Here is an 18,965-nt window from a genome sequence, read left to right as displayed (position 1 = left end):
GCCAGCGTTCATCCTGAGCCAGGATCAAACTCTCCATAAAAGTGTTTGTCTTGCTCTAGTTTTAAAACTGACGGAATTAATTCTTAATTCCTTACCTATTTCTTTTGTTCAGTTTTCAAAGAACTGTTTGGCTTGTCTTTTTCCGAGACAGCTTTATTATCTTACCGAATGGAAGTCATAAAGTCAAGCACTTTTTTAAAATCTTTTTTTGATCATTTTTTTACGATCATATGGTGGGCCTAAATGGACTCGAACCATCGACCTCACGCTTATCAGGCGTGCGCTCTAACCAGCTGAGCTATAGGCCCGTAAAAAGTAATGGAGCGGGTGATGAGAATCGAACTCACGACCAGAGCTTGGAAGGCTCTTGTTTTACCACTAAACTACACCCGCATAAGTATGGTCGGGAAGACAGGATTTGAACCTGCGACCCCCTGGTCCCAAACCAGGTGCTCTACCAAGCTGAGCCACTTCCCGTAAAAACATGGCGCGCCCTGAGAGATTCGAACTCCCGACCTTTTGATTCGTAGTCAAACACTCTATCCAGCTGAGCTAAGGGCGCGTATTTTAAATGTATGTTAGGTTATGAATTAAAGTTGGTGCGGTCGAGAGGACTCGAACCTCCACGGGGATACCCCCACTAGCCCCTCAAGCTAGCGCGTCTGCCATTCCGCCACGACCGCGCGGCTAGATGCCAGCGCATGAGCACTGCAACTTATTCTGAAAAATTAATATGGTGCGGGTGAAGGGACTCGAACCCCCACGTCAAAGACACTAGATCCTAAGTCTAGCGCGTCTGCCAATTCCGCCACACCCGCATATTAATTTGAAAATGGTGAGCCATGAAGGACTCGAACCTTCGACCCTCTGATTAAAAGTCAGATGCTCTACCAACTGAGCTAATGGCTCTCACTCGAAGTGTTTTTAAACACTTATCTTAAAAAGAAAAAATGGCTGGGCTAGCTGGATTCGAACCAACGCATGTCGCAGTCAAAGTGCGATGCCTTACCGCTTGGCTATAGCCCAACACCTTAGAAATAATGGCGGACCCGACCGGGGTCGAACCGGCGATCTCCTGCGTGACAGGCAGGCATGTTAACCACTACACCACGAGTCCATCAATCTATAGGTATTACTTTTATGAAAGTATATGGTGACCCGTACGGGATTCGAACCCGTGTTACCGCCGTGAAAGGGCGGTGTCTTAACCGCTTGACCAACGGGCCAGATGGCAGAGAAGAAGGGATTCGAACCCTCGCACCGCGTTAGCGATCTACTCCCTTAGCAGGGGAGCCCCTTGAGCCACTTGGGTACTTCTCTGTATGGCTCCACAGGTAGGACTCGAACCTACGACCGATCGGTTAACAGCCGATAGCTCTACCACTGAGCTACTGTGGAATGTCTTTTAAGGACAATTAATATCATAATCGTTTCGGCTTCAGATGTCAACTAGTTTTATAAGTTTTTTCTGAGCCGCATTCGCTTTACGATACCTGCTTTTAAAAGCTATGTAATAGGTATGTCTAACAGCGACTTTATTAAATTACCACATACCTATATTCGAAGTCAACACCCTATTTTAAAGAAACCTGTTTTAATTTCCCTCTGCACTTTCCACAAACGTATCTTCTCGTGTCGATTTTCCTTTTTCTTTTATAAGACTGCATACAGTCTGTACACATATAAGCGTATTTATAACTCTCTGTTCTTCTTTTTTCCGGGATGGATTGGCAGAAACGAGACCCACCTACTTTATGAAGCCAATATTTAAAGTCATCGTCACCATGTTTATAGCCCCTGCCCTCAATATGCATATGATAGTGCACGAGCTCATGCTTAATAACACCGATCAATTCTTCCATACCGAACGCCTCATAAAGATGTGGGTTCATTTCTATATCGTGAGATCGTAACAGATAACGTCCTCCTGTTGTTCGCAGCCTTCTATTGAATCGCGCTTGGTGGCGAAACGGTTTATTGAAGAACTGAATCGAGATCTCCTCTGTTAGCTTCTGCAATTCTTCATTGGTCATGGTCAAGCCCCTTACATTTCAAGTTCACATTAACAAGCTCCTATACATAGACTAATACACAAATAACGGATTGGGAAGTTCAAGGAGGTTCTCTATATGCCAACATGGTTTAAAAGACAGCTCCGTCGTGCTTATTATCAAAAAGACCGTTACCAAATCCGCTTACTTAATCAATGCTGGTTCTTTTATAACAAAAAACACTCCTCCAGTGAAGAATAGTCCACTGGAGAAGTGCTTTATCTTATTTTACTTTGGAGCGATCATGGTTAGAGCGATTCGATGTTTTGCTACATCTACTGAATCGACCCATACCGTAACAACTTGCCCTACGCTAACGACATCCATCGGATTCTTTACGAATCGATCCGTAAGCTTAGAAATATGAACAAGCCCGTCTTGTTTTACGCCGATATCTACAAACGCTCCAAAATCTACAACGTTTCGGACTGTTCCTTGAAGTTCCATTCCTTGTGACAAGTCCTCCATCTTCAGAACATCTGTTTTAAGGACTGGCCCTGAAAAAGCATCACGTGGATCTCGCCCTGGTTTCATAAGCCCTTCAATTATATCCTTTAAGGTTGGAACGCCGATATCTAATTTCTCTGAAGTTGCTTCAAGAGAAAGTGATTTTAACTTTTCTGCAAGAGCGTCTGAACCGATATCAGCAGGTTTGAATCCGAGTTCTTTTAAAAGAGCTTTTGTTGCTGGATAGCTTTCTGGGTGGATACCGGTCTGATCAAGTGGTTGATCTCCGTCTACTACACGTAAAAATCCGATACATTGCTCATACGTTTTTGCACCAAGACGAGGAATCTTCTTAAGTTCTGTTCTATTTTTAAACTTCCCTACCTCGTTTCGTTTGACGATAATGTTCTGCGCAACGGTTTTGGACAACCCCGATACATATTGAAGAAGAGACGACGAAGCCGTATTTACGTTCACACCAACTTGGTTTACTGCTGTCTCAACAACAAAAGAAATTTCTTCACCGAGTCTTTTTTGTGAAACATCATGCTGATACTGACCTACTCCAATAGACTTCGGATCGATTTTTACGAGCTCAGCCAACGGGTCTTGAAGTCTTCGCGCAATGGATACCGCACTTCTTTCTTCAACTTGAAGGTCAGGGAATTCCTCTCGCGCGACTGTAGAAGCCGAATACACACTCGCTCCCGCTTCGTTAACAATCACATATGCTACCGATTTATCTAGATCTTTTAACGTTTCAGCAATAAATTGTTCGGTTTCGCGCGACGCTGTCCCATTGCCGATCGCAGCAATTTCGATATCATACTGATCGATCAGTTTTTTTACAACCGCTGCTGATTTTTCCACCTCTGATCGCGGTGGTGTCGGGTAGATCGTCTGGATATGCAGCACTTTACCCGTTTCATCCACTACTCCTAGTTTGCAACCCGTTCTATAAGCAGGGTCAACTCCTAGAACAACCTTTCCTTTTAGTGGTGCTTGTAAGAGAAGACTTCTTACATTTTCAGAAAAGATATGAATCGCACGCTCTTCCGCTTGTTCTGTTAGAGCAGCTCGAATTTCTCGTTCGATAGAAGGGGCGATCAATCGTTTATACGCATCTTCAATCGCTTCAGAGAGATATGATACAGCAGGGGAGCTCGAGCGCTTCACTACTTTTCTCTCCATTTTTGATACGATCAGTTCTGAAGGTGCAGCGATACCAACTCTTAATATATTTTCTTTTTCTCCACGATTCACCGCTAAAACACGATGTGGAACAATCTTACGGATCGGTTCTTGATAGTCATAGTACATTTCGAATACTTTTTTCTCGTCTAATTCTGCATTTTTTCCATCGGTTTTGATCTCGCCTTTTGAAAACGTATCTTCTCGAATCCATTTTCGCAGATCTGCATCGTCAGAAAGCATTTCAGCGATAATGTCTTTCGCTCCAGACAATGCATCTTCAGCAGTGTTCACTTCTTTTTCTTCATTTATGTAAGATGCCGCTTCCTCTAATGGATCGTCATTTCTTTGTTCTAGCAACCATAAAGCAAGTGGTTCGAGACCCTTTTCTTTCGCTACAGTCGCTTTCGTTCTTCTCTTTTGTTTGTATGGACGGTAAATGTCTTCTAGATCTTGAAGCTTTTGTGTTTTTGCAATTGCTGCCTTTAACTCTTCTGTTAATTTCCCTTGTTCTTCGATTAAACGAAGAATTTCTTCTTTTCGGGAAGCTAAGTTTTGCAGATAGGTCCATCGGTCCATGATGTCTTTGATCTGTACTTCATCTAAGCCACCCGTTAATTCTTTTCGATAACGCGCGATAAACGGGACCGTATTTCCTTCTTCTAAAAGAGCAATAACTTGGTTAATTTGTTTTCCTTTTACGTTTAACTCGGATTCCATTGTTCTCAGTGCTTGTTCACTAATAGGTTGTCCCAATAAGAACACTCCTTTTTCAATCAATTAGTACTATTATAAACCAAGGAAGTGGTGGCGTAAAAATTGCACTCTTGTGAGTAGTTGATTTACGTTCCACGGGGCATGCGGTGAGCCTCTTGTCTAGTTGCAGTGACTAGCCCCTCGAGGTCAAAAGTTAAACAGTCAGGAAGGCAAAGTACGCCTTCATGCCCATTCAACTTTTGCTTGTCGGGGCTGAACGAGTCACTTCCACTTTTCGGACTGCCGCTATGCGCCATTAGGAGTCTCCACCTGACCGCTCGTCCCGTAGGAGTCTCGCATCTTTCACTTCAATCAACTTGTCAAAGAAGTGGATAATAACCCAATCCTATAGAAGCGACTAATATAAAACAAAAAACACCACCCTACAAACTGATGAAGGTGATGTTTTACGAAATTAAATTTACTTGTCCGACTAAGCATGTTGCATCGTCATTGATATCTTGAGGCAATCCACTAATAAAGAGGACAGATTCTTTAGGTGAAATCATTTTCGTTAACAACGAGCGACTCTGCGTATGAATGTCCATACCATCGGAATAAAGCATCAGAGTTAACTCTTTTTCAAACCTAAAGTCTTGTACTTTAAATTTTTCAGGCTTTCCTGCGAGAAAACCAACTTTCGGCAAAGGGTGAATGGCTTTTTGTCTTTCAGCAGAGATCATAAAACGGATGTTGCCAATTCCTGAATAAGTAGCTGTATGATTATGATAATCGACTTTGACAATGGCTATCACGGCACCACGGGTATGTCTTAACCCTTCATTACAAAGGGACATTAACCTCTCAACCGTTTCATGATGATTTTGATCGATAATATCAGTAGCGGCCCCAGAAGCTTCTTTCGCCATCTTACCGCTTCCTAGACCATCTGCTACTGCACAAATCAAATAATCTTCCGTTTCTTTCACATAAAAACTATCTCCGCAAAGATCATTTCCCTTTTTTGGTTTTTGATAAGAGGAAACCGATGCCTTGCTAAACTGATAGTGTTCGATCATTTAAGAGCCTCCGAAGGGGATACACGCAACGCTTCTTTTAGCTTTTCAAGTGCTCGTCGCTGAAGTCGAGAAACATGCATTTGAGAGATATCTAAACGTTCTCCCGTTTCCTTTTGGCTTAAATTCTCAAAATACGTACATTGAAGAATTTCGCGTTCACGTTCAGAAAGAACAGCAAAAGCTTTTTCCAAAAGCATTCTTTTATCAATCTGATCAAATCCAACATCATCGGATCCGACTAGATCAAGTAGTGTAACTGTACTTCCTTCTTGGTCAGCTTCAATCGAACTATCCACGGATAGAGCTTGATAACTTTTGCCCATTTCCATCGTCTCTAGAACTTCTTCCTCAGAAACTTCTAGGTACTCTGCGATTTCAAAGATCTTCGGTGATCTTTGTAAACGTGTAGTGAGTTCTTCGACCGCTTTCTTAATTCTTGGACCTAGTTCCTTAATTCGACGAGGGACGTGAACACTCCATGTTTTATCACGGATAAAACGTTTGATCTCACCGACGATAGTTGGAACAGCGAAAGATTCAAATGATCTTCCAAACGTTTTGTCATATCTTCTAAAAGCAGCAAGCAGTCCAATCATACCAACTTGTACTAAATCGTCATGAATGCTTTTTCCTTTAGAAAACTTACGAGCTAATGAATGAACCAAATCTTGATACTGCAAAACGAGGTTTGTCTGAATCTCTTCATTCTTTGGGTCTTGCTGCAGTTCATCGATCCAAGCATAGACTTGTTCTTTACTGTGAAGGCGCTGGTGAGATTCTGTCGACATGTTCCTCCACCTCATCTCTGTGAAGATACTTCGTCATCATTACAACGACACCGGCTTCACTGCTTATTTCTACCTTGTCCATTAATGTATCTATTAGAAAGAGGCCTAAACCTCCCTCATGCAGTTGATCAACTGATTTACCATCTACAGGGCCAAGATTTTTTGAGATAGATTCGACGTCAAAACTTTTTCCTTGGTCGACAACCGTAATTTCCATACGATCATCAAATATATTACAGCCAATGCGAACTTGACCTTTTTCTTCAGTATCGGAATAGGCATGGTTAACAACGTTCGTTACAGCTTCTGATACAGCAATCTTGATATCTTCAATTTCGTCAAACGCAAAACCCATGCGGTTTGCCAGGCCTGAGATCGTTAGCCTGACGACGCCTACATAATCCGGTTTTGCAGGGACCTTCATTTCAATATAGTCGGACGCTGTTCTCATAGCGCCTCCCCCTTTACTCCACTTTCAATATCCATAACTTCTGTTAATCCAGTAATTTCGAAAATACGTTTAACGCGTTCTGTCATACCTCTTAATTTTAAAGAGCTATTATTCGCTTTGGAAGATTTTAAAGCTCCCACGAAAATACCTAGCCCTGTGCTATCCATATATTCAATACCAGAAAGATTGACGATTACGATGTTTCCTTCTTTTTCTGTTAAAGGAAGCATCACTTCTTTTAATTTAGGAGCTGTATAAGCATCAACTTCTCCAGTAAGGTTTAACTCGTATGTTTCATTTATTTGTTCTTGATTTATTTGCAAATTCATTTCATTTCCCCCCAAGCTTTGTATGGAACCATATAAGGTACCTTTACCCTAATCAAATACTGTTTAAACCAGTCTTTTCAAAATAATTAAGGTAAAATCATCTCTGAGCTCAAAGCCTTGTAGGCGATCAAGCTCTTGAAATACATTTTCAACAATCTTTTGAGAGGGCAGATCCATATACTTACGAATAAGAGATACAACTTCTTCTCTTTCAATGAATCCTTTGCTTGTTCTGCACTCGGTCACTCCGTCTGATAGAAGGATCACCATGTCTCCCACTTCTATCATCTTTTCATAAGGATGGTAGGTAGTTGTTCTGGAAACACCAAGAACAAGACCTTTTGCGATCAAATCTTGAAACTCGTCTTCCTTTGCGTGATAGAAAAAGCCTGGTTCATGACCAGCACCCGCATAGTAAAACTTATGGCTTTCAGGTTCATAAACTCCATGAAACATCGTGATGAACATGTTGCTATGAACGTTTTGTTCAACTACACGGTTTAAGTTCTCTAATAGCAGATGAGGCTTCATCTGTTCTTCAGGCAAACTGTCCATCGCATATTTGATCATAGACATACATAGTGCAGCAGGTATGCCTTTACCAATGATATCTGCTACCGCGACACTTAAACTATTGCCGCTCTTTACAAAATTATAATAATCGCCGTTCATTTTTTTCGCAGGAACACTCACTACACCGATGTCGAGTTGTTCGAACTCTGGGACATCACTGAGCAATAACGTCTGCTGCATACTTGCGGCAACTTCGATCTCTGATTCAAGCTGTTGTTGCTTATCACGCAAACTTTGATGCTCACGATAAGCAAAACCGTAGCCGATCATCGCTTCGAGAAGAAAGTCAAAAGAATCTCTCATTTCTTCAGACATATCCGGAAACAGCTCATCCATCACTTGGATGTGTAAGCTGACAAGATCTTCTGGTGAGATCTGTTGTTCTAATAACTTTCTGCTGAATTGCTGCCCTTTGTAGAGGGTCGTCTCTGTTTTGGCTTTTAGATAGACCGATAATAAATCTTGGTAACGTTCCGTTAGTGCGTCTTTTGCGGTCAAGAGCTCTCCTCCTAACGAAGCCATTTAGTAGCTGATATCTCCGTCCCCACATCAACCGTGGATTCAATTGAGAATTCATCCATTAAACGCTTCACGCCTGGTAATCCAGCTCCTAGTCCGCCCGAAGTGGTATATCCATCCTCCATAACTTTTCGGATCTCTCGAATTCCAGGTCCATTATCTAATGCTACAATCCGTAGTCCTTTTCTTCCTAATTGATCGATCGGTTCGATACAAATCTTTCCTCGTCCTGCATATAAGTAGATGTTACGGGCGAGTTCAGATATGGCTGTTGTTATTCTTGCTTGATCAACATTTCCGAAACCTAGCTCCTTAGCCATATTTCTTCCGAGTTGACGGGCACTTACGATGTCCCACTCGTTGCGTACTTCCACACAGGATTGGATGTCCATAGTCATCCCTCCAGTTCCAGACGCAATTTATCAAGCCCCTGTTCTAAGTCAAGTGCTGTCGAAACTTCCCTCATTGAAATTCCAAGGTCAATTAGAGTAATAGCAACTGCTGGTTGTATTCCTGTTAATACAACTTGAGCTCCCATTAATTTTGACATCCTCACTACATCTCCAAGAACTTTAGCTATAAAGGAGTCGATCATGTCTACTGACGTTAGGTCAATAACCACTCCTTTCGCACCTGTATCGTGAATTTTATTAAGCAAGTCTTCTTGAAATTGAAGAGCTGTCTGATCATCCATTTCTACTTGAATGGTGATCAATAAATATTCGTGCAATTTTAAAATAGGAATTCTCATTTTTTTACTCTCACTCCCTATTTATTGCTAATTAACTGCTGATTTGTAATTTCTAGAGCGTTTTCCATACCCTTTTGTAGCGTACTTTTCGTTGGGAACAAGCTAAGATCGATTCCTAAGCTGACGATCGTCTGTGCGATTTCAGGACGTATTCCAACTAGAATACATGTAGAACCTAATAAACGCACGGCATCTGCTGCTTGAATAATATGATGGGCAACCATCGTATCAACGACAGGTACACCTGTAATATCGATGAGCACCACTTCTGAACGATATTTAATCACACCGTTTAGCAGGTTTTCCATAATCAACTTCGCGCGTTCCGTATCAATCGATCCGATAAGAGGCATCACACTGATGTTTTTGAAAACTGGGATCAGTGGAGCAGAAAGCTCTAATAATGCCGTCTTTTGCACGGAAACGGTTCTTTCCCAAATTTGAGAGGAGTTTTCGACAACGCGATTTAGAATCGGGTCTAACCAGCGATCGATTTCGCGGTATACAGCCGCTACTTTCTCTTTGTCGTTTTCTGTCTCAACTAAAAGATTTAAAACAACGCGCCGAGCTGCTTGAAGCCCTTGCGTTAAATAGCTTAATGGTAAACCTGTATGAAGAACTTGATCAAAAAAATCATCAAGTGTTCCGTCTTTAGAAATATCATGAAAATTGATGTGCTTAATTAACATAGCAAAAAACTGTTGGTCTGTTTCTTCACTAAACTTTAAAGATGTTCCAATCAGTTCTTTTTCTTTAAAAAACTCAACTTCTTTAAGCCAATTATTTTTTAGGGTTTCTTGATTTTCATTAATCATCTGTACAATCAAGTTGTCCAATTTTTCTTGCACCCCCACTACATGTAGTCTCAATTTCTATTATTTCACTTCTGAATATATTGTGCAATGTTTACTCTTTTACTAACTTTGGATATATAACCCAAGATTCAAAATGATAAACATGTATTTTTTTTACAAAAATGTTTAAATAGTATTCGTATACTTACTTCCATTAGAAGGGGTTCATTTCCTCGCTAAGTGGCAGAATGGGTAATAAGCAGTTTAAAACTGAAAAATTTATTTCTTTTATATAATATTTAAAAACTGATTCCTTTTCCTAAATAGAGGTAAACCATTGCTATTCTTCCAGCTATATGCGTAACGCCATGAAATAAAATAAAAAACCGCCAGACATCCCCGTCAGACAGTTTCCTAAATGATGTTATAAAATTAAAAATCAACCAGACCAGTGCTGATCTGCAATGCGTCGTCTACCCTGCGCATCATGTCTTCATCCAGTTGTGTTATTTTATCTGTTAATCTTTGCTTGTCAATCGTCCTGATCTGTTCAAGCAAAATAACTGAATCCCGTTCAAAGCCGTATTTTTTCGAATCTATTTCAACGTGTGTTGGAAGTTTTGCTTTCTGTATTTGAGCTGTGATTGCTGCTACGATAACAGTAGGGCTAAAACGGTTCCCGATATCATTCTGAATGATCAGTACAGGCCGTATTCCACCTTGTTCTGATCCAACTACCGGTGAAAGATCTGCAAAGTAAACGTCTCCGCGTTTGACTATCAAGGACTACACCCCGCTAACTAAGCGGTCCAAGGTATGATCGGCTTCCTCCTCTAACATAAATGCTTCTGAAGCAATCGTTAGATTGATCTTAGCCATTTCCATGTAACCCTGTTTCATCTCATCACGAAACTGACGCTTATTCTTCCGCTCACGAAGAAACATCTCAGTAGCTTGATGGATAAATTCGCTGCGGTCCAAATTCTCTTTTTTTATGACGCGATCTACCTCACTTAGTAATTTTTGAGGAAGACTAATCACTATTCGTTTTGTGTTCAATTCGGACACAACATACACCTCCAGCGCAAAGCTATACTACGATCAAATTCCTTTTAACCACATTTAATCTTATCACTTCAATAATCCATTTGCAAAGCGATTTCAAAGTATTTATTCTACAAAATTTTCAATAGTCCTTCTAATATTCTGCTAAAAATTTAGAATTACATTCATATTTTCTAAAATTCGACCCTTTTTCGTGTAAACTCTCGGCACTCGAGCAGAAATGAGGCATGGAATTTCATAATTTATCGTTTCTGCGATACGTGCAATCTCATCCATCTCTATTTTTTCTGCTTGCTGACTTCCTATTAAAGTGGCAAGTTCACCAACATCTATTCTCTTTGGAAGTCTCACCATACACTGATCCATACAGATCCTGCCGATGATCGGCATTCGTTCTCCCTTTATAAGAACTGAAGCTCCTGGGGATAATCTTCTTTGCCAGCCATCTGCATAGCCGATTGGTAGTGTACCTACCCACTCTTCTTTTGTTGCTGTATAAGTCGCTCCATAACTTACAGTATCCCCCGGCATCAGTTTTTTAACATGAATGAGTCGGGAATGAAGACTGAATGCCTCTTCTAGTGGAAACGGCAAATCTTGTTTTAGTTCGTTAGATGGCGCTAAACCATACATACTGATCCCCAGTCGAACAAGATTGAAAGGTCCTTCGACTTTTCTAAGAGCTGCTGCACTATTTGCACTGTGAACAAGGGGTGGATTCAATCCCCATGATTTCAGCAAGTCTATATATTCAATAAACTTCTTCCTTTGTTGTTCAAAAAGCTCTGATTCCCATTCATCAGCTGTTGCAAAATGAGTAAACACCCCTTCTGCTTTAAAGGCCTGAGATTGGTTGATGAGGCGCGCTGCTTCTAGCAGCTCACTTTCTTCTCTAAATCCAACTCGCCCCATACCCGTATCGATCTTCAGATGTATCTTTATTTGATATTTCGTTTCTTTCACATACGAATGGGCCTCTGTCAGCCATTCTTTTTGAAAGACTGTAAGGCTTATTTCATTTTCAGCCGCAAGACTAGCATATTCCGGACGTACACGGTTCATAACTAAAATCGGTGCCGTGATTCCTTGTTTACGCAAAGCTAACCCTTCATCGAGCAACGCAACAGCTAGAAACTCAGCTCCCGATCTCAATGCCTCTTCTGCCACTTGAAGTGCTCCATGGCCGTACCCGTTCGCTTTTACGACAGCCATAATTTTTTGTTCAGGGAGATGTGTCTTAAAAGATTTTATATTTTGACTGATCTTATCTAGGTCGATTTCCGCCCAAGTGTCTCGATAATAATGATGTTTATCCATGGTGTTGGCCTCCCCGTTTAGATTACTGCCTTCTATTTTACCCTCTTAGCTCGTTTTATGTAAGCATTCTAACGTTGTATTCCATAATTATGTGAGTGCAATCCAAAAGTTTTGAGAGTCTATCCACGAGTTTTCGTTCTCAATCCTAAAGTTTTGCCACTTTATCCACGAGTCTACAAACCTCGACAATTTACAGACCTCTAATATCCTACAATCAAATAAAAACAGGCTAGCATGATTGCCAGCCTGTTCCGATCAAATCCATATATAATGTAGAAATTATTTAATCGCCTCTCCGCTCACTGAGCGTGCGATCGCCATCAACTCATCTTGACCAAGGTTATTAGAGACAAGCAAGTAATCGACACCATTAAAATTCCAAGTGATTGATTGATCTGTCATCGCACCTACAGTAAAGCCAAGATCAACCGGTTCTCCGCTCGACATCGTTAAGCGCGAAGCTGTTTCAACAGCTGTGTTCTTCTGCTGCATCAGTGTGAATGATTTATCCTCGTCCGCATAATTCAATACCACTTTGGAGTCATCTTCTCCTTGTGCTACTTCTCTTTCATTGACGATGTTTAAGTTCGCTGTATAAGTCGGATACAGAACTTCGAATTCTTCTCCACCACCTGAGAAAGTAGGAACTTCAAATTGAGCACTACTCATGTTTGATTCCATATCGAAAGAGTTCTTATCAAATTTCGCATTGAACTTAACCTTTGAAAAATCTAGCCTGACTAGCTCTTTTTGGTCTTGATCCATGATTCGTACTTGTTGCGGGTCAAGATCTTTATTTAACGTGATCTCTTGCTGATATAAGTTTTTGTTTTGATAATTTGTTTTTGTGTGGAAAACATAGCTTTTCTCTTTTGATTTAAATCCTCTGTCCGTATCATTTAAGATGTCCGAAATAAGTGATTGGAACAAATAAACTTGGCTGTTGTTTTCTGGCCAGTCACTTTGGAAACGAAAACTTTTATTCAGAGCTGGCGTAAGAACGAAAACTCCATCTTTGTTACGCAGTATCATCTGACTTTGATCTTTTTCAGCATTTTTTAAGCTGACTCGGTAAAAATCCGGCTTCTTATGCCAAATTTCCAGATCATAAGTCAGTGGCTTCTCTCCTGTGCTCAATGTCATCTTGGCTTCCGCTTTGTAACCCGTCATGGATTCCATTCTTTCTTCTAACGAATCCAAAACATCGTTCTGGCTTTGTGCACCACATGCCGACAGAACCAATACGATCATGAACGCCGTCAACATCATTGACAGTGTTTTCTTCATTTTTTGCCATCCCCTTTGTCCCAAAGTAATTTCGACATTGAAGGGGGACCAACTCTCTGCATCTTGCAAAGGACTACCCCTTCTACCGCATTACAATATATGAGACAACCCTGGACAATATGCAGACTAGCTTGACGAGCTTTCTAAAACTACTTGTGCGATCGCGTATTCTTTCGTATGAGAGATAGAAAGATGGCATAAATATGGATAAGGAGAAGTAAGGAACGGCTTACCCTTTTCATCTGATTTAATCTCCATGTCCTGCCATGAAAGCTCAGCGCCGATTCCTACACCGAGCGCTTTCGCCATTGCTTCTTTTGCAGCAAAACGGCCTGCAAGATATTCAAATCTTCTGTTCCCATTTAAAGAAGAAAATCTTTTTTGTTCGAACGGCGTTAACACCCGCTCTAGAAATCGAGGTTGATTGGACACAACCTGTTTGATTCGTTTTAGCTCGATCATATCGATACCTGTTCCTACAATCATATATAAAAGCTCCTTTACAGCTATATCTTTCGCCCTATCTATCCTCACATGGTAAACTTAAGGAAGAAGGATTGACATCGTTTAAGATTTTGACTGTTTTTTAACTTTGACACTCGTGTTTGAAGTTGATTTCCATTTCAAGTATCTTGAGGCACGCACTTTGCACTCCAATCAACAAGAGAAAGAAAAAGCAGTCTACACTTTATATAAAAAGGGTGATACTATTCCATGTTTATAAGAGATGAAAGCTTTCAGACCTTTATTAGGCGTTATCCTATTGTTACTTTTTTAGTTGCTGCACACATCATCGTGTTTCTTCTTATTAATTTTACCCCTTTTTCTACTTCTTTGTATCATTTTATGGTCGGGTCTAATTATTACATCACTGCTGGAGAGTACTGGCGTTTATTCACTCCCATTGTTACGCATGAGGCTGCAGGTCATCTGATCTTCAACTCGTTCTCACTTGTCTTGTTCGGTCCCGCACTCGAAGGAATCCTTGGAAAGGTAAGATTTATTATCGGGTATATAGGTGCTGGTTTGATTGCAAACATAGCTACCTTATTATTGCTGCCCCTTTCATACGCTCATATTGGTGCATCAGGAGCTATTTTTGGTCTGTTCGGGATCTATGTTTATATGCTGTATAACCACCGTCAATATATCGACCAAGCCAACACACAGATTCTTCTTGTTGTATTAGGAATAAGTCTAGTAACCACGTTTATGAATGCACGAATCAACGTGATGGGACATTTGTTCGGATTGATTGGTGGTGCCGCTCTTGCTCCAATCATATTTGCTTCCCTTCATCGCAAGAAAAAACGATGGTAAACAAAAAGCACCTCACGCTTGAGGTGCTTTTCCTATTTGAAGATGTTCAATTAATACATCTTTTAATGATGTTTCAAAATAGACCGGCCAATCCACGTCTAAAGCAGTCAACTGTCTAGCATGTTTCGGCTTCACTCCGATGATTTTCACTGGTTTTCCGTTCATATATTGAAGCATGCGGAACAGTTCGCTCAACTTTTGAACGCCACCTTCATCAATTTCTCCTGTAGCAGAAAGGTCAAAGAAAATTTCTTCAAATTGACCTTCGTACGCGGCTTTCAATGCATTTCCTGTAACGGTGATCATCTTGCTCTCGTTCACATCACCAAATAAAGGAACAAACGCCATTTTTTCAGAGATCGGTATGAACGGTCCCGACAATTCATCAAGACGTTTCATCGCATCTTCTAAAGCTTCCTTCTTCTCAAACAGTTCAAAATCTGTAGAAGATAGTCGCAGTCTAAGCTCTAAAAGCTTGTCCTCAAGCCCTTGAACGTGTTTTCCGATGGGGATAAAGACAATATGAGCAACCTCTCCTTCCCAACATATAGAGATATCACATATCAAAAACGGCTGGTTCCTTGCCTTTATGTTCGCTTCAAACGTCTTTTCTCCATCAAAAGGCATCATAAACTTCATTAGCTTGTTACGGCTCTCTTCATCAAAACAGTCCCGAATCGTTTCAGCCTGCATGCCCAACAATTCAATAGCTTTTAAGGATCTATTCAAGATCATTCCATCTTTATCTATCTTTACGTATGGTACGGGTAGGACACTGCTCATTTGTAGGCGTTAATCCTCTCTTCGGTATATTCATCCAGCCATTTTTCTACCTGTTGGAGATTTTTTATAATGATTCCTTGTTTATTCACATACGGTTCTAGATCATATTTTTCAGTTAGTCTTCCGCCTACTAAGATATCAGGTTTATTCGGCAGTGCCGCTAATGCGTGAACATAGTTTTTAAGCACCGGTAGATTATAAACGATGGAAACGGATAACCCGATGACCTCAGGCTTCCATTGCAACGCTGATTTCAATGCATATTCTAACGGAAGACTCGCTCCATAATATTTAGTTTCCCAGCCTTTTTCTTCAAAAAGGCTATTGATCATCTTAATTCCGAGATAATGCTGTTCTCCCTGCAAGCACAAAAACATAGCTTTCTTTTTATGTGTTGTTTCATCTGCTGATACTTGAAACAGCCTAGAAAGAACAAAGTCACAAACTCCCGTTGCCAGATGTTCATCAGCGACTGAAATCTCATTATTCTCCCAAAGGTCTCCAATCATATACATTGCAGGAGTAAACAGGTCTCGAAACAAAACCATTCGATTTTGATCTGGCTGCTGTTTAATGAAACGTAATGCCTCAGCATGATTGCCTTCTAAAAACAGACGAGCCAGTTTTTCAGCTTCTGAAATAGCCATGGATGGGACCTCTCCTTTGTTCTAGTGTGATTTTACTTTATTGCTTAAAACATCGTTCGCTTGTTTCAAATAATCGACATAAATACCAACACGGGTATTTTCTATTCTTTGCTTTTCCTGTTCTTCTAATAAAACTTCTATTATAAAATCAAAGTTATCCATTAAAAGCTGTGTACTCATTCCAAACTTTTGTAAGATACCATCTAACCAGATCGCATAGTCGATAAAGAACGCTTTATTATCGAGTTCATATGCCGTTTCAAGGTGTTTAAAATGATGATGGTTATCTTCTATGCACTTTGCTCTCCCCTTGTCACCATATCTTTCGACAAGCGAGGGATCTTTCTGGTAAATTTTTTCTGTTACTCTTTCTACCATAACATTTATGTTAAATTCCGTCATTTGGCAACCACCTTATACTGCTTTACAGTAGGTATGACAGCTGCTAATTCTTGATCAGGATATTTCTTTTCTAGATCATGGATTTTCTTAAACTCTTCACTTCTTACCCACTTTAGATAGGCTTCTTTTGAAGTGAAAATGAGTTGAACGGTCAGCTCACCCGCCCGCTTATCGTTTTGAAGCAATAGAAAGTCAACAAAACCATCAGCGTGATCTACTGACCTTGAACGGTTCTTATATATATTTATTACTTCATCTGCTTTTTCATTTGGAACATCGAACGTTGAAAAGACGGTATACATGAAACATCACCTCTTGGATGTATTTAAACGACAAAATGTTTATCTCATAAAAGATTCAATAAAGGCTCTATTTTTCCTGCTAGCTAATCTGGCTAACAGCATCTTTTAGATGTAACCACCCATGATACAGGAAAAAGCTGTAGAAGTCGAATTTAAGTAAAAATATTTGGTAGAAAGAATAACATTCTATTTATCAAATTTTTGATGATTTAGTAAGCTTTTACCACAGACAAAAAGGATAGAACTCCCTTTGAGAGCTCTATCCTTTCCTTTAGTAAAGATCAAACATATGCACATCATGCTTGGTCTGCTTTAGATAAGTAAACAGCTGTCCACGGTGATGATAGCTATGCGTCACGATTTCCACTAGCCATTTTGCTTGTGTAGCACCTTTCTCAGCATAAAACGCCTTCGTTTCTTTCTTTAAAAAATCTTCCTCAGAAAGAGATAAAAAATAGGATTTAATTAAATGATAGCCTTCTTCTAACACATGAGTTAATTCTGTCACATTTTCTGCAGATAACTTCTTTTCGAGCTGACGAATTTCTTGTTCTGATTTCTCCTGTAAGATCGCTAAGTCGATATGAGGAATCTGGACCAAATGATTAGCTAGCTCTAAAAAAGAACGCATGTTTTCAACCGGTCGATAATTGTAAACGGAAGGATCTGCTTTTTTTAATAATCCATTGGTCGTTCGAACCACAACATATAATTCTTCAAGCAACGTCTCTGTCAAGGAAGCTGTCGCATTCATATCTTCTTTCCTCCTGCTATGTATATTGGCTGCCTGTATAATCTTCTTCGTCTCAGTCGTTTTTTCCTTCGTTTAATCCAGAAGCAATCTCTTGGTGTGCAGAATTTCTCATCAAAATAATCTCTGAGTGGTCTTCACAGATCAAAAGCATGTCATAATAAGCGCGTATAAATACTTCTACGATAAATGGATCGTACATTTTACCAGATTGGTTCTCAATTTCTTTCTTGGCTTCCCAAGGTGTCATCCCCTGACGATAGGCACGGTTACTCGTCATGGCGTCAAATGAATCGGCAACAGCTAAAATACGAGAGTAAATCGGTATATCTTTTCCTTTTAAACGGTGTGGATAGCCTAAACCATCGTATCTTTCGTGATGATGAAGAATTCCTGTTAATACACGGTCTGAGTATCCAAAAGACTTGGCTAACTTCATCCCCTCAACAGGATGCTTCTTCATAATTTCATACTCTTCTTCTGTTAATCGGCCGTTTTTTAACAATACTGCATCTGGGGTTGAAATCTTTCCGATATCATGAATAAGTGCTGTCAACTCAAGCTCTTCCGATTCTACATTTTTGAATTGACCATGTTTGGCAAGAATCATGGCATAAAGTGCTACCCTTTTCGAATGTCCCTGCGTGTATACGTCTTTCGCTTCAACAGCTAACGAGAACGCTTTTACACCTTGTTGAATTGCTTCCTTTTCTGCAACGGATTGATAAACAATTCGTTGAGCCATGAACAATAGGGAACAGAAAATCACATAGATCGAGATAAACGCCAAATAGTCTTTCAATGGTTCATTTGATAACAAGAGATATGAAATCAATCCACCTATACTTGACACATAATATAGTCTCTTATCATTTAAAAGAAGTGCAGATACAGGCAAAAAGAAGTAAGCTGCCTGTACGATAGGATATGTAACGAAAAAGTAGGAGATCGAAACGACATATATACTGCACAAAACGAAAGCTAATTTTGTGTATTGTTCTTGTATACGGTTGACTCCCCAAGCAGGAAGGAACCCAATCAAAAATAAGATTAGAAAGGGGTAAAGATTTTCTAATGGCTCAATAAAAAAATGATGGAGGGCCTGAATAAAGGCACTCCCTACAATAAATAACTGTGCTAGCTTTATATTACGTATCATAAACGAAACTCCGATTGTCGAATTTTGTAATTTAATGTAATTATATACTATGAAGTCTTTTAATCCTATAGTTTGTCGGTAATTAAAGCATCTTCGCAGCCATTATAACTTAAACAAATAAAAAAACCGTCAAAATTAGACTGACATAGTCAATTGGGACATTAATAAAACACCTGTTAGGCTGCCATACTCCCCATTTCAATAGGGGTGTGGTAGCCTAATTTTTCTTGAATTCGCTCCTCATTGTAATACTTCATGTATTG

The 18,965-nt window shown here is 40.1% G+C and carries 24 protein-coding genes and 12 tRNA genes; 2 read left to right on the top strand and 34 right to left on the bottom strand.

The window, feature by feature from the left end; translation table 11 throughout:
• Positions 1–231 precede the first annotated feature (231 nt).
• The 13 genes from ACFS5O_RS19665 to ACFS5O_RS19605 form a co-directional block, all read right to left on the bottom strand.
• Positions 232–308 (bottom strand) — tRNA-Ile (locus ACFS5O_RS19665).
• Between the two features lie 11 nt (positions 309–319).
• Positions 320–393: transfer RNA gene (locus ACFS5O_RS19660), tRNA-Gly, on the bottom strand.
• A 7-nt stretch (positions 394–400) separates the two neighbouring features.
• Positions 401–477: transfer RNA gene (locus ACFS5O_RS19655), tRNA-Pro, on the bottom strand.
• Between the two features lie 8 nt (positions 478–485).
• A tRNA-Arg gene (locus ACFS5O_RS19650) sits at positions 486–562 on the bottom strand.
• Positions 563–597: 35 nt separating this feature from the next.
• Positions 598–683, bottom strand: a tRNA-Leu gene (locus ACFS5O_RS19645).
• A 51-nt stretch (positions 684–734) separates the two neighbouring features.
• Positions 735–818 (bottom strand) — tRNA-Leu (locus ACFS5O_RS19640).
• 15 nt (positions 819–833) lie between these two features.
• Positions 834–909: transfer RNA gene (locus ACFS5O_RS19635), tRNA-Lys, on the bottom strand.
• Positions 910–951: 42 nt separating this feature from the next.
• A tRNA-Gln gene (locus ACFS5O_RS19630) sits at positions 952–1,026 on the bottom strand.
• Between the two features lie 15 nt (positions 1,027–1,041).
• A tRNA-Asp gene (locus tag ACFS5O_RS19625) sits at positions 1,042–1,117 on the bottom strand.
• Positions 1,118–1,151: 34 nt separating this feature from the next.
• A tRNA-Glu gene (locus ACFS5O_RS19620) sits at positions 1,152–1,226 on the bottom strand.
• A gap of 3 nt (positions 1,227–1,229) precedes the next feature.
• Positions 1,230–1,320: transfer RNA gene (locus ACFS5O_RS19615), tRNA-Ser, on the bottom strand.
• Between the two features lie 3 nt (positions 1,321–1,323).
• A tRNA-Asn gene (locus ACFS5O_RS19610) sits at positions 1,324–1,398 on the bottom strand.
• Between the two features lie 176 nt (positions 1,399–1,574).
• Positions 1,575–2,033 (bottom strand): SprT family protein, encoded by a 459-nt coding sequence (locus tag ACFS5O_RS19605; protein ID WP_205724097.1) that lies wholly within the window; start codon positions 2,031–2,033, stop codon positions 1,575–1,577.
• Positions 2,034–2,129: 96 nt separating this feature from the next.
• Between ACFS5O_RS19605 and cmpA the strand changes: the two genes are divergently transcribed.
• Positions 2,130–2,252 (top strand): cortex morphogenetic protein CmpA, encoded by a 123-nt coding sequence (gene cmpA / locus ACFS5O_RS19600; protein ID WP_137792088.1) that lies wholly within the window; start codon positions 2,130–2,132, stop codon positions 2,250–2,252.
• Positions 2,253–2,279: 27 nt separating this feature from the next.
• Here the strand turns inward: cmpA and ACFS5O_RS19595 are convergent, their stop codons facing one another.
• The 15 genes from ACFS5O_RS19595 to acpS all read right to left on the bottom strand — a co-directional run bounded on the left by ACFS5O_RS19595 (position 2,280) and on the right by acpS (position 13,824).
• Entirely contained in the window at positions 2,280–4,409 is a 2,130-nt protein-coding gene (locus ACFS5O_RS19595; RefSeq protein WP_205724100.1) for a Tex family protein, read from the bottom strand.
• Between the two features lie 122 nt (positions 4,410–4,531).
• Positions 4,532–4,702, bottom strand: coding sequence for a hypothetical protein (locus tag ACFS5O_RS19590; protein ID WP_205724096.1), 171 nt, complete (start codon positions 4,700–4,702; stop codon positions 4,532–4,534).
• A 150-nt stretch (positions 4,703–4,852) separates the two neighbouring features.
• Positions 4,853–5,464, bottom strand: a complete 612-nt coding sequence (locus tag ACFS5O_RS19585; protein WP_205724095.1) for a SpoIIE family protein phosphatase — start codon at positions 5,462–5,464, stop codon at positions 4,853–4,855.
• Positions 5,461–6,252 (bottom strand): RNA polymerase sigma factor SigB, encoded by a 792-nt coding sequence (gene sigB / locus ACFS5O_RS19580; protein WP_205724094.1) that lies wholly within the window; start codon positions 6,250–6,252, stop codon positions 5,461–5,463. Before sigB ends, ACFS5O_RS19585 begins: the two co-directional genes overlap by 4 nt.
• Positions 6,218–6,703 (bottom strand): anti-sigma B factor RsbW, encoded by a 486-nt coding sequence (gene rsbW, locus ACFS5O_RS19575; RefSeq protein WP_205724093.1) that lies wholly within the window; start codon positions 6,701–6,703, stop codon positions 6,218–6,220. The genes sigB and rsbW overlap by 35 nt, the downstream gene beginning before the upstream one ends.
• Entirely contained in the window at positions 6,700–7,032 is a 333-nt protein-coding gene (locus tag ACFS5O_RS19570) for an STAS domain-containing protein (RefSeq protein ID WP_205724092.1), read from the bottom strand. Before ACFS5O_RS19570 ends, rsbW begins: the two co-directional genes overlap by 4 nt.
• A gap of 63 nt (positions 7,033–7,095) precedes the next feature.
• Positions 7,096–8,103 carry a PP2C family protein-serine/threonine phosphatase gene (locus tag ACFS5O_RS19565; protein ID WP_205724091.1) on the bottom strand — a complete coding sequence of 336 codons (1,008 nt, stop codon included), beginning with the start codon at positions 8,101–8,103 and terminating at the stop codon, positions 7,096–7,098.
• An 11-nt stretch (positions 8,104–8,114) separates the two neighbouring features.
• Positions 8,115–8,516, bottom strand: a complete 402-nt coding sequence (locus tag ACFS5O_RS19560) for an anti-sigma regulatory factor (RefSeq protein ID WP_066285716.1) — start codon at positions 8,514–8,516, stop codon at positions 8,115–8,117.
• Positions 8,517–8,518: 2 nt separating this feature from the next.
• On the bottom strand, positions 8,519–8,875 hold the full coding sequence (locus tag ACFS5O_RS19555; protein WP_066239455.1) for an STAS domain-containing protein: 357 nt from the start codon (positions 8,873–8,875) through the stop codon (positions 8,519–8,521).
• Between the two features lie 17 nt (positions 8,876–8,892).
• Complete coding sequence (locus tag ACFS5O_RS19550) at positions 8,893–9,711, bottom strand: STAS domain-containing protein (protein WP_318300048.1); 819 nt, start codon at positions 9,709–9,711, stop codon at positions 8,893–8,895.
• Between the two features lie 390 nt (positions 9,712–10,101).
• Entirely contained in the window at positions 10,102–10,452 is a 351-nt protein-coding gene (locus tag ACFS5O_RS19545; protein ID WP_066239453.1) for a type II toxin-antitoxin system PemK/MazF family toxin, read from the bottom strand.
• A gap of 3 nt (positions 10,453–10,455) precedes the next feature.
• Positions 10,456–10,737, bottom strand: coding sequence for a CopG family ribbon-helix-helix protein (locus ACFS5O_RS19540; RefSeq protein WP_066390801.1), 282 nt, complete (start codon positions 10,735–10,737; stop codon positions 10,456–10,458).
• Positions 10,738–10,878: 141 nt separating this feature from the next.
• Entirely contained in the window at positions 10,879–12,051 is a 1,173-nt protein-coding gene (gene alr / locus ACFS5O_RS19535) for an alanine racemase (protein WP_205724090.1), read from the bottom strand.
• Between the two features lie 279 nt (positions 12,052–12,330).
• Positions 12,331–13,338, bottom strand: a complete 1,008-nt coding sequence (locus tag ACFS5O_RS19530; RefSeq protein WP_066390798.1) for a LolA family protein — start codon at positions 13,336–13,338, stop codon at positions 12,331–12,333.
• A gap of 126 nt (positions 13,339–13,464) precedes the next feature.
• Positions 13,465–13,824, bottom strand: a complete 360-nt coding sequence (acpS, locus tag ACFS5O_RS19525; RefSeq protein WP_205724089.1) for a holo-ACP synthase — start codon at positions 13,822–13,824, stop codon at positions 13,465–13,467.
• A gap of 228 nt (positions 13,825–14,052) precedes the next feature.
• On the opposite strand from acpS, the gene ACFS5O_RS19520 reads away from it, so the two are divergent.
• Positions 14,053–14,658, top strand: coding sequence for a rhomboid family intramembrane serine protease (locus ACFS5O_RS19520; RefSeq protein ID WP_205724088.1), 606 nt, complete (start codon positions 14,053–14,055; stop codon positions 14,656–14,658).
• Positions 14,659–14,670: 12 nt separating this feature from the next.
• Here ACFS5O_RS19520 and ACFS5O_RS19515 read toward each other — a convergent pair whose 3' ends face one another.
• The 6 genes from ACFS5O_RS19515 to ACFS5O_RS19490 form a co-directional block, all read right to left on the bottom strand.
• On the bottom strand, positions 14,671–15,387 hold the full coding sequence (locus ACFS5O_RS19515; protein ID WP_205724087.1) for an STAS domain-containing protein: 717 nt from the start codon (positions 15,385–15,387) through the stop codon (positions 14,671–14,673).
• A 50-nt stretch (positions 15,388–15,437) separates the two neighbouring features.
• Positions 15,438–16,088: a cobalamin B12-binding domain-containing protein gene (locus ACFS5O_RS19510; RefSeq protein ID WP_318300047.1), complete on the bottom strand. Its 651-nt coding sequence runs from the start codon at positions 16,086–16,088 to the stop codon at positions 15,438–15,440.
• A 21-nt stretch (positions 16,089–16,109) separates the two neighbouring features.
• Complete coding sequence (locus tag ACFS5O_RS19505; protein WP_205724086.1) at positions 16,110–16,490, bottom strand: hypothetical protein; 381 nt, start codon at positions 16,488–16,490, stop codon at positions 16,110–16,112.
• Positions 16,487–16,792 carry an antibiotic biosynthesis monooxygenase family protein gene (locus ACFS5O_RS19500; protein ID WP_205724085.1) on the bottom strand — a complete coding sequence of 102 codons (306 nt, stop codon included), beginning with the start codon at positions 16,790–16,792 and terminating at the stop codon, positions 16,487–16,489. The genes ACFS5O_RS19505 and ACFS5O_RS19500 overlap by 4 nt, the downstream gene beginning before the upstream one ends.
• A 271-nt stretch (positions 16,793–17,063) precedes the next feature.
• The gene (locus ACFS5O_RS19495) at positions 17,064–17,546 is read right to left on the bottom strand and encodes a DinB family protein (protein WP_205724084.1); all 483 of its coding nucleotides are present in this window, start codon (positions 17,544–17,546) and stop codon (positions 17,064–17,066) included.
• Positions 17,547–17,598: 52 nt separating this feature from the next.
• Complete coding sequence (locus ACFS5O_RS19490) at positions 17,599–18,702, bottom strand: HD-GYP domain-containing protein (RefSeq protein ID WP_205724083.1); 1,104 nt, start codon at positions 18,700–18,702, stop codon at positions 17,599–17,601.
• Positions 18,703–18,965 lie beyond the last annotated feature (263 nt).

It is taken from the genome of Fictibacillus nanhaiensis, from assembly GCF_042686385.1.
GTDB lineage: Bacteria > Bacillota > Bacilli > Bacillales > Fictibacillaceae > Fictibacillus > Fictibacillus nanhaiensis.
The sequence above is the reverse complement of the archived record's forward strand: the minus strand, read 5'-3'. Positions and strand labels throughout refer to the sequence as shown.

Excerpts from the sequence above, each read along its gene's own strand:
- ACFS5O_RS19605 (WP_205724097.1), bottom strand. The coding sequence starts at position 2,033 with ATGACCAATGAAGAATTGCAGAAGCTAACAGAGGAGATCTCGATTCAG.
- cmpA (WP_137792088.1), top strand. The coding sequence starts at position 2,130 with ATGCCAACATGGTTTAAAAGACAGCTCCGTCGTGCTTATTATCAAAAA.
- ACFS5O_RS19595 (WP_205724100.1), bottom strand. The coding sequence starts at position 4,409 with ATGGAATCCGAGTTAAACGTAAAAGGAAAACAAATTAACCAAGTTATT.
- ACFS5O_RS19590 (WP_205724096.1), bottom strand. The coding sequence starts at position 4,702 with ATGGCGCATAGCGGCAGTCCGAAAAGTGGAAGTGACTCGTTCAGCCCC.
- ACFS5O_RS19585 (WP_205724095.1), bottom strand. The coding sequence starts at position 5,464 with ATGATCGAACACTATCAGTTTAGCAAGGCATCGGTTTCCTCTTATCAA.
- sigB (WP_205724094.1), bottom strand. The coding sequence starts at position 6,252 with ATGTCGACAGAATCTCACCAGCGCCTTCACAGTAAAGAACAAGTCTAT.
- rsbW (WP_205724093.1), bottom strand. The coding sequence starts at position 6,703 with ATGAGAACAGCGTCCGACTATATTGAAATGAAGGTCCCTGCAAAACCG.
- ACFS5O_RS19570 (WP_205724092.1), bottom strand. The coding sequence starts at position 7,032 with ATGAATTTGCAAATAAATCAAGAACAAATAAATGAAACATACGAGTTA.
- ACFS5O_RS19560 (WP_066285716.1), bottom strand. The coding sequence starts at position 8,516 with ATGGACATCCAATCCTGTGTGGAAGTACGCAACGAGTGGGACATCGTA.
- ACFS5O_RS19555 (WP_066239455.1), bottom strand. The coding sequence starts at position 8,875 with ATGAGAATTCCTATTTTAAAATTGCACGAATATTTATTGATCACCATT.
- alr (WP_205724090.1), bottom strand. The coding sequence starts at position 12,051 with ATGGATAAACATCATTATTATCGAGACACTTGGGCGGAAATCGACCTA.
- ACFS5O_RS19530 (WP_066390798.1), bottom strand. The coding sequence starts at position 13,338 with ATGAAGAAAACACTGTCAATGATGTTGACGGCGTTCATGATCGTATTG.
- acpS (WP_205724089.1), bottom strand. The coding sequence starts at position 13,824 with ATGATTGTAGGAACAGGTATCGATATGATCGAGCTAAAACGAATCAAA.
- ACFS5O_RS19520 (WP_205724088.1), top strand. The coding sequence starts at position 14,053 with ATGTTTATAAGAGATGAAAGCTTTCAGACCTTTATTAGGCGTTATCCT.
- ACFS5O_RS19510 (WP_318300047.1), bottom strand. The coding sequence starts at position 16,088 with ATGGCTATTTCAGAAGCTGAAAAACTGGCTCGTCTGTTTTTAGAAGGC.
- ACFS5O_RS19505 (WP_205724086.1), bottom strand. The coding sequence starts at position 16,490 with ATGACGGAATTTAACATAAATGTTATGGTAGAAAGAGTAACAGAAAAA.
- ACFS5O_RS19500 (WP_205724085.1), bottom strand. The coding sequence starts at position 16,792 with ATGTATACCGTCTTTTCAACGTTCGATGTTCCAAATGAAAAAGCAGAT.
- ACFS5O_RS19495 (WP_205724084.1), bottom strand. The coding sequence starts at position 17,546 with ATGAATGCGACAGCTTCCTTGACAGAGACGTTGCTTGAAGAATTATAT.
- ACFS5O_RS19490 (WP_205724083.1), bottom strand. The coding sequence starts at position 18,702 with ATGATACGTAATATAAAGCTAGCACAGTTATTTATTGTAGGGAGTGCC.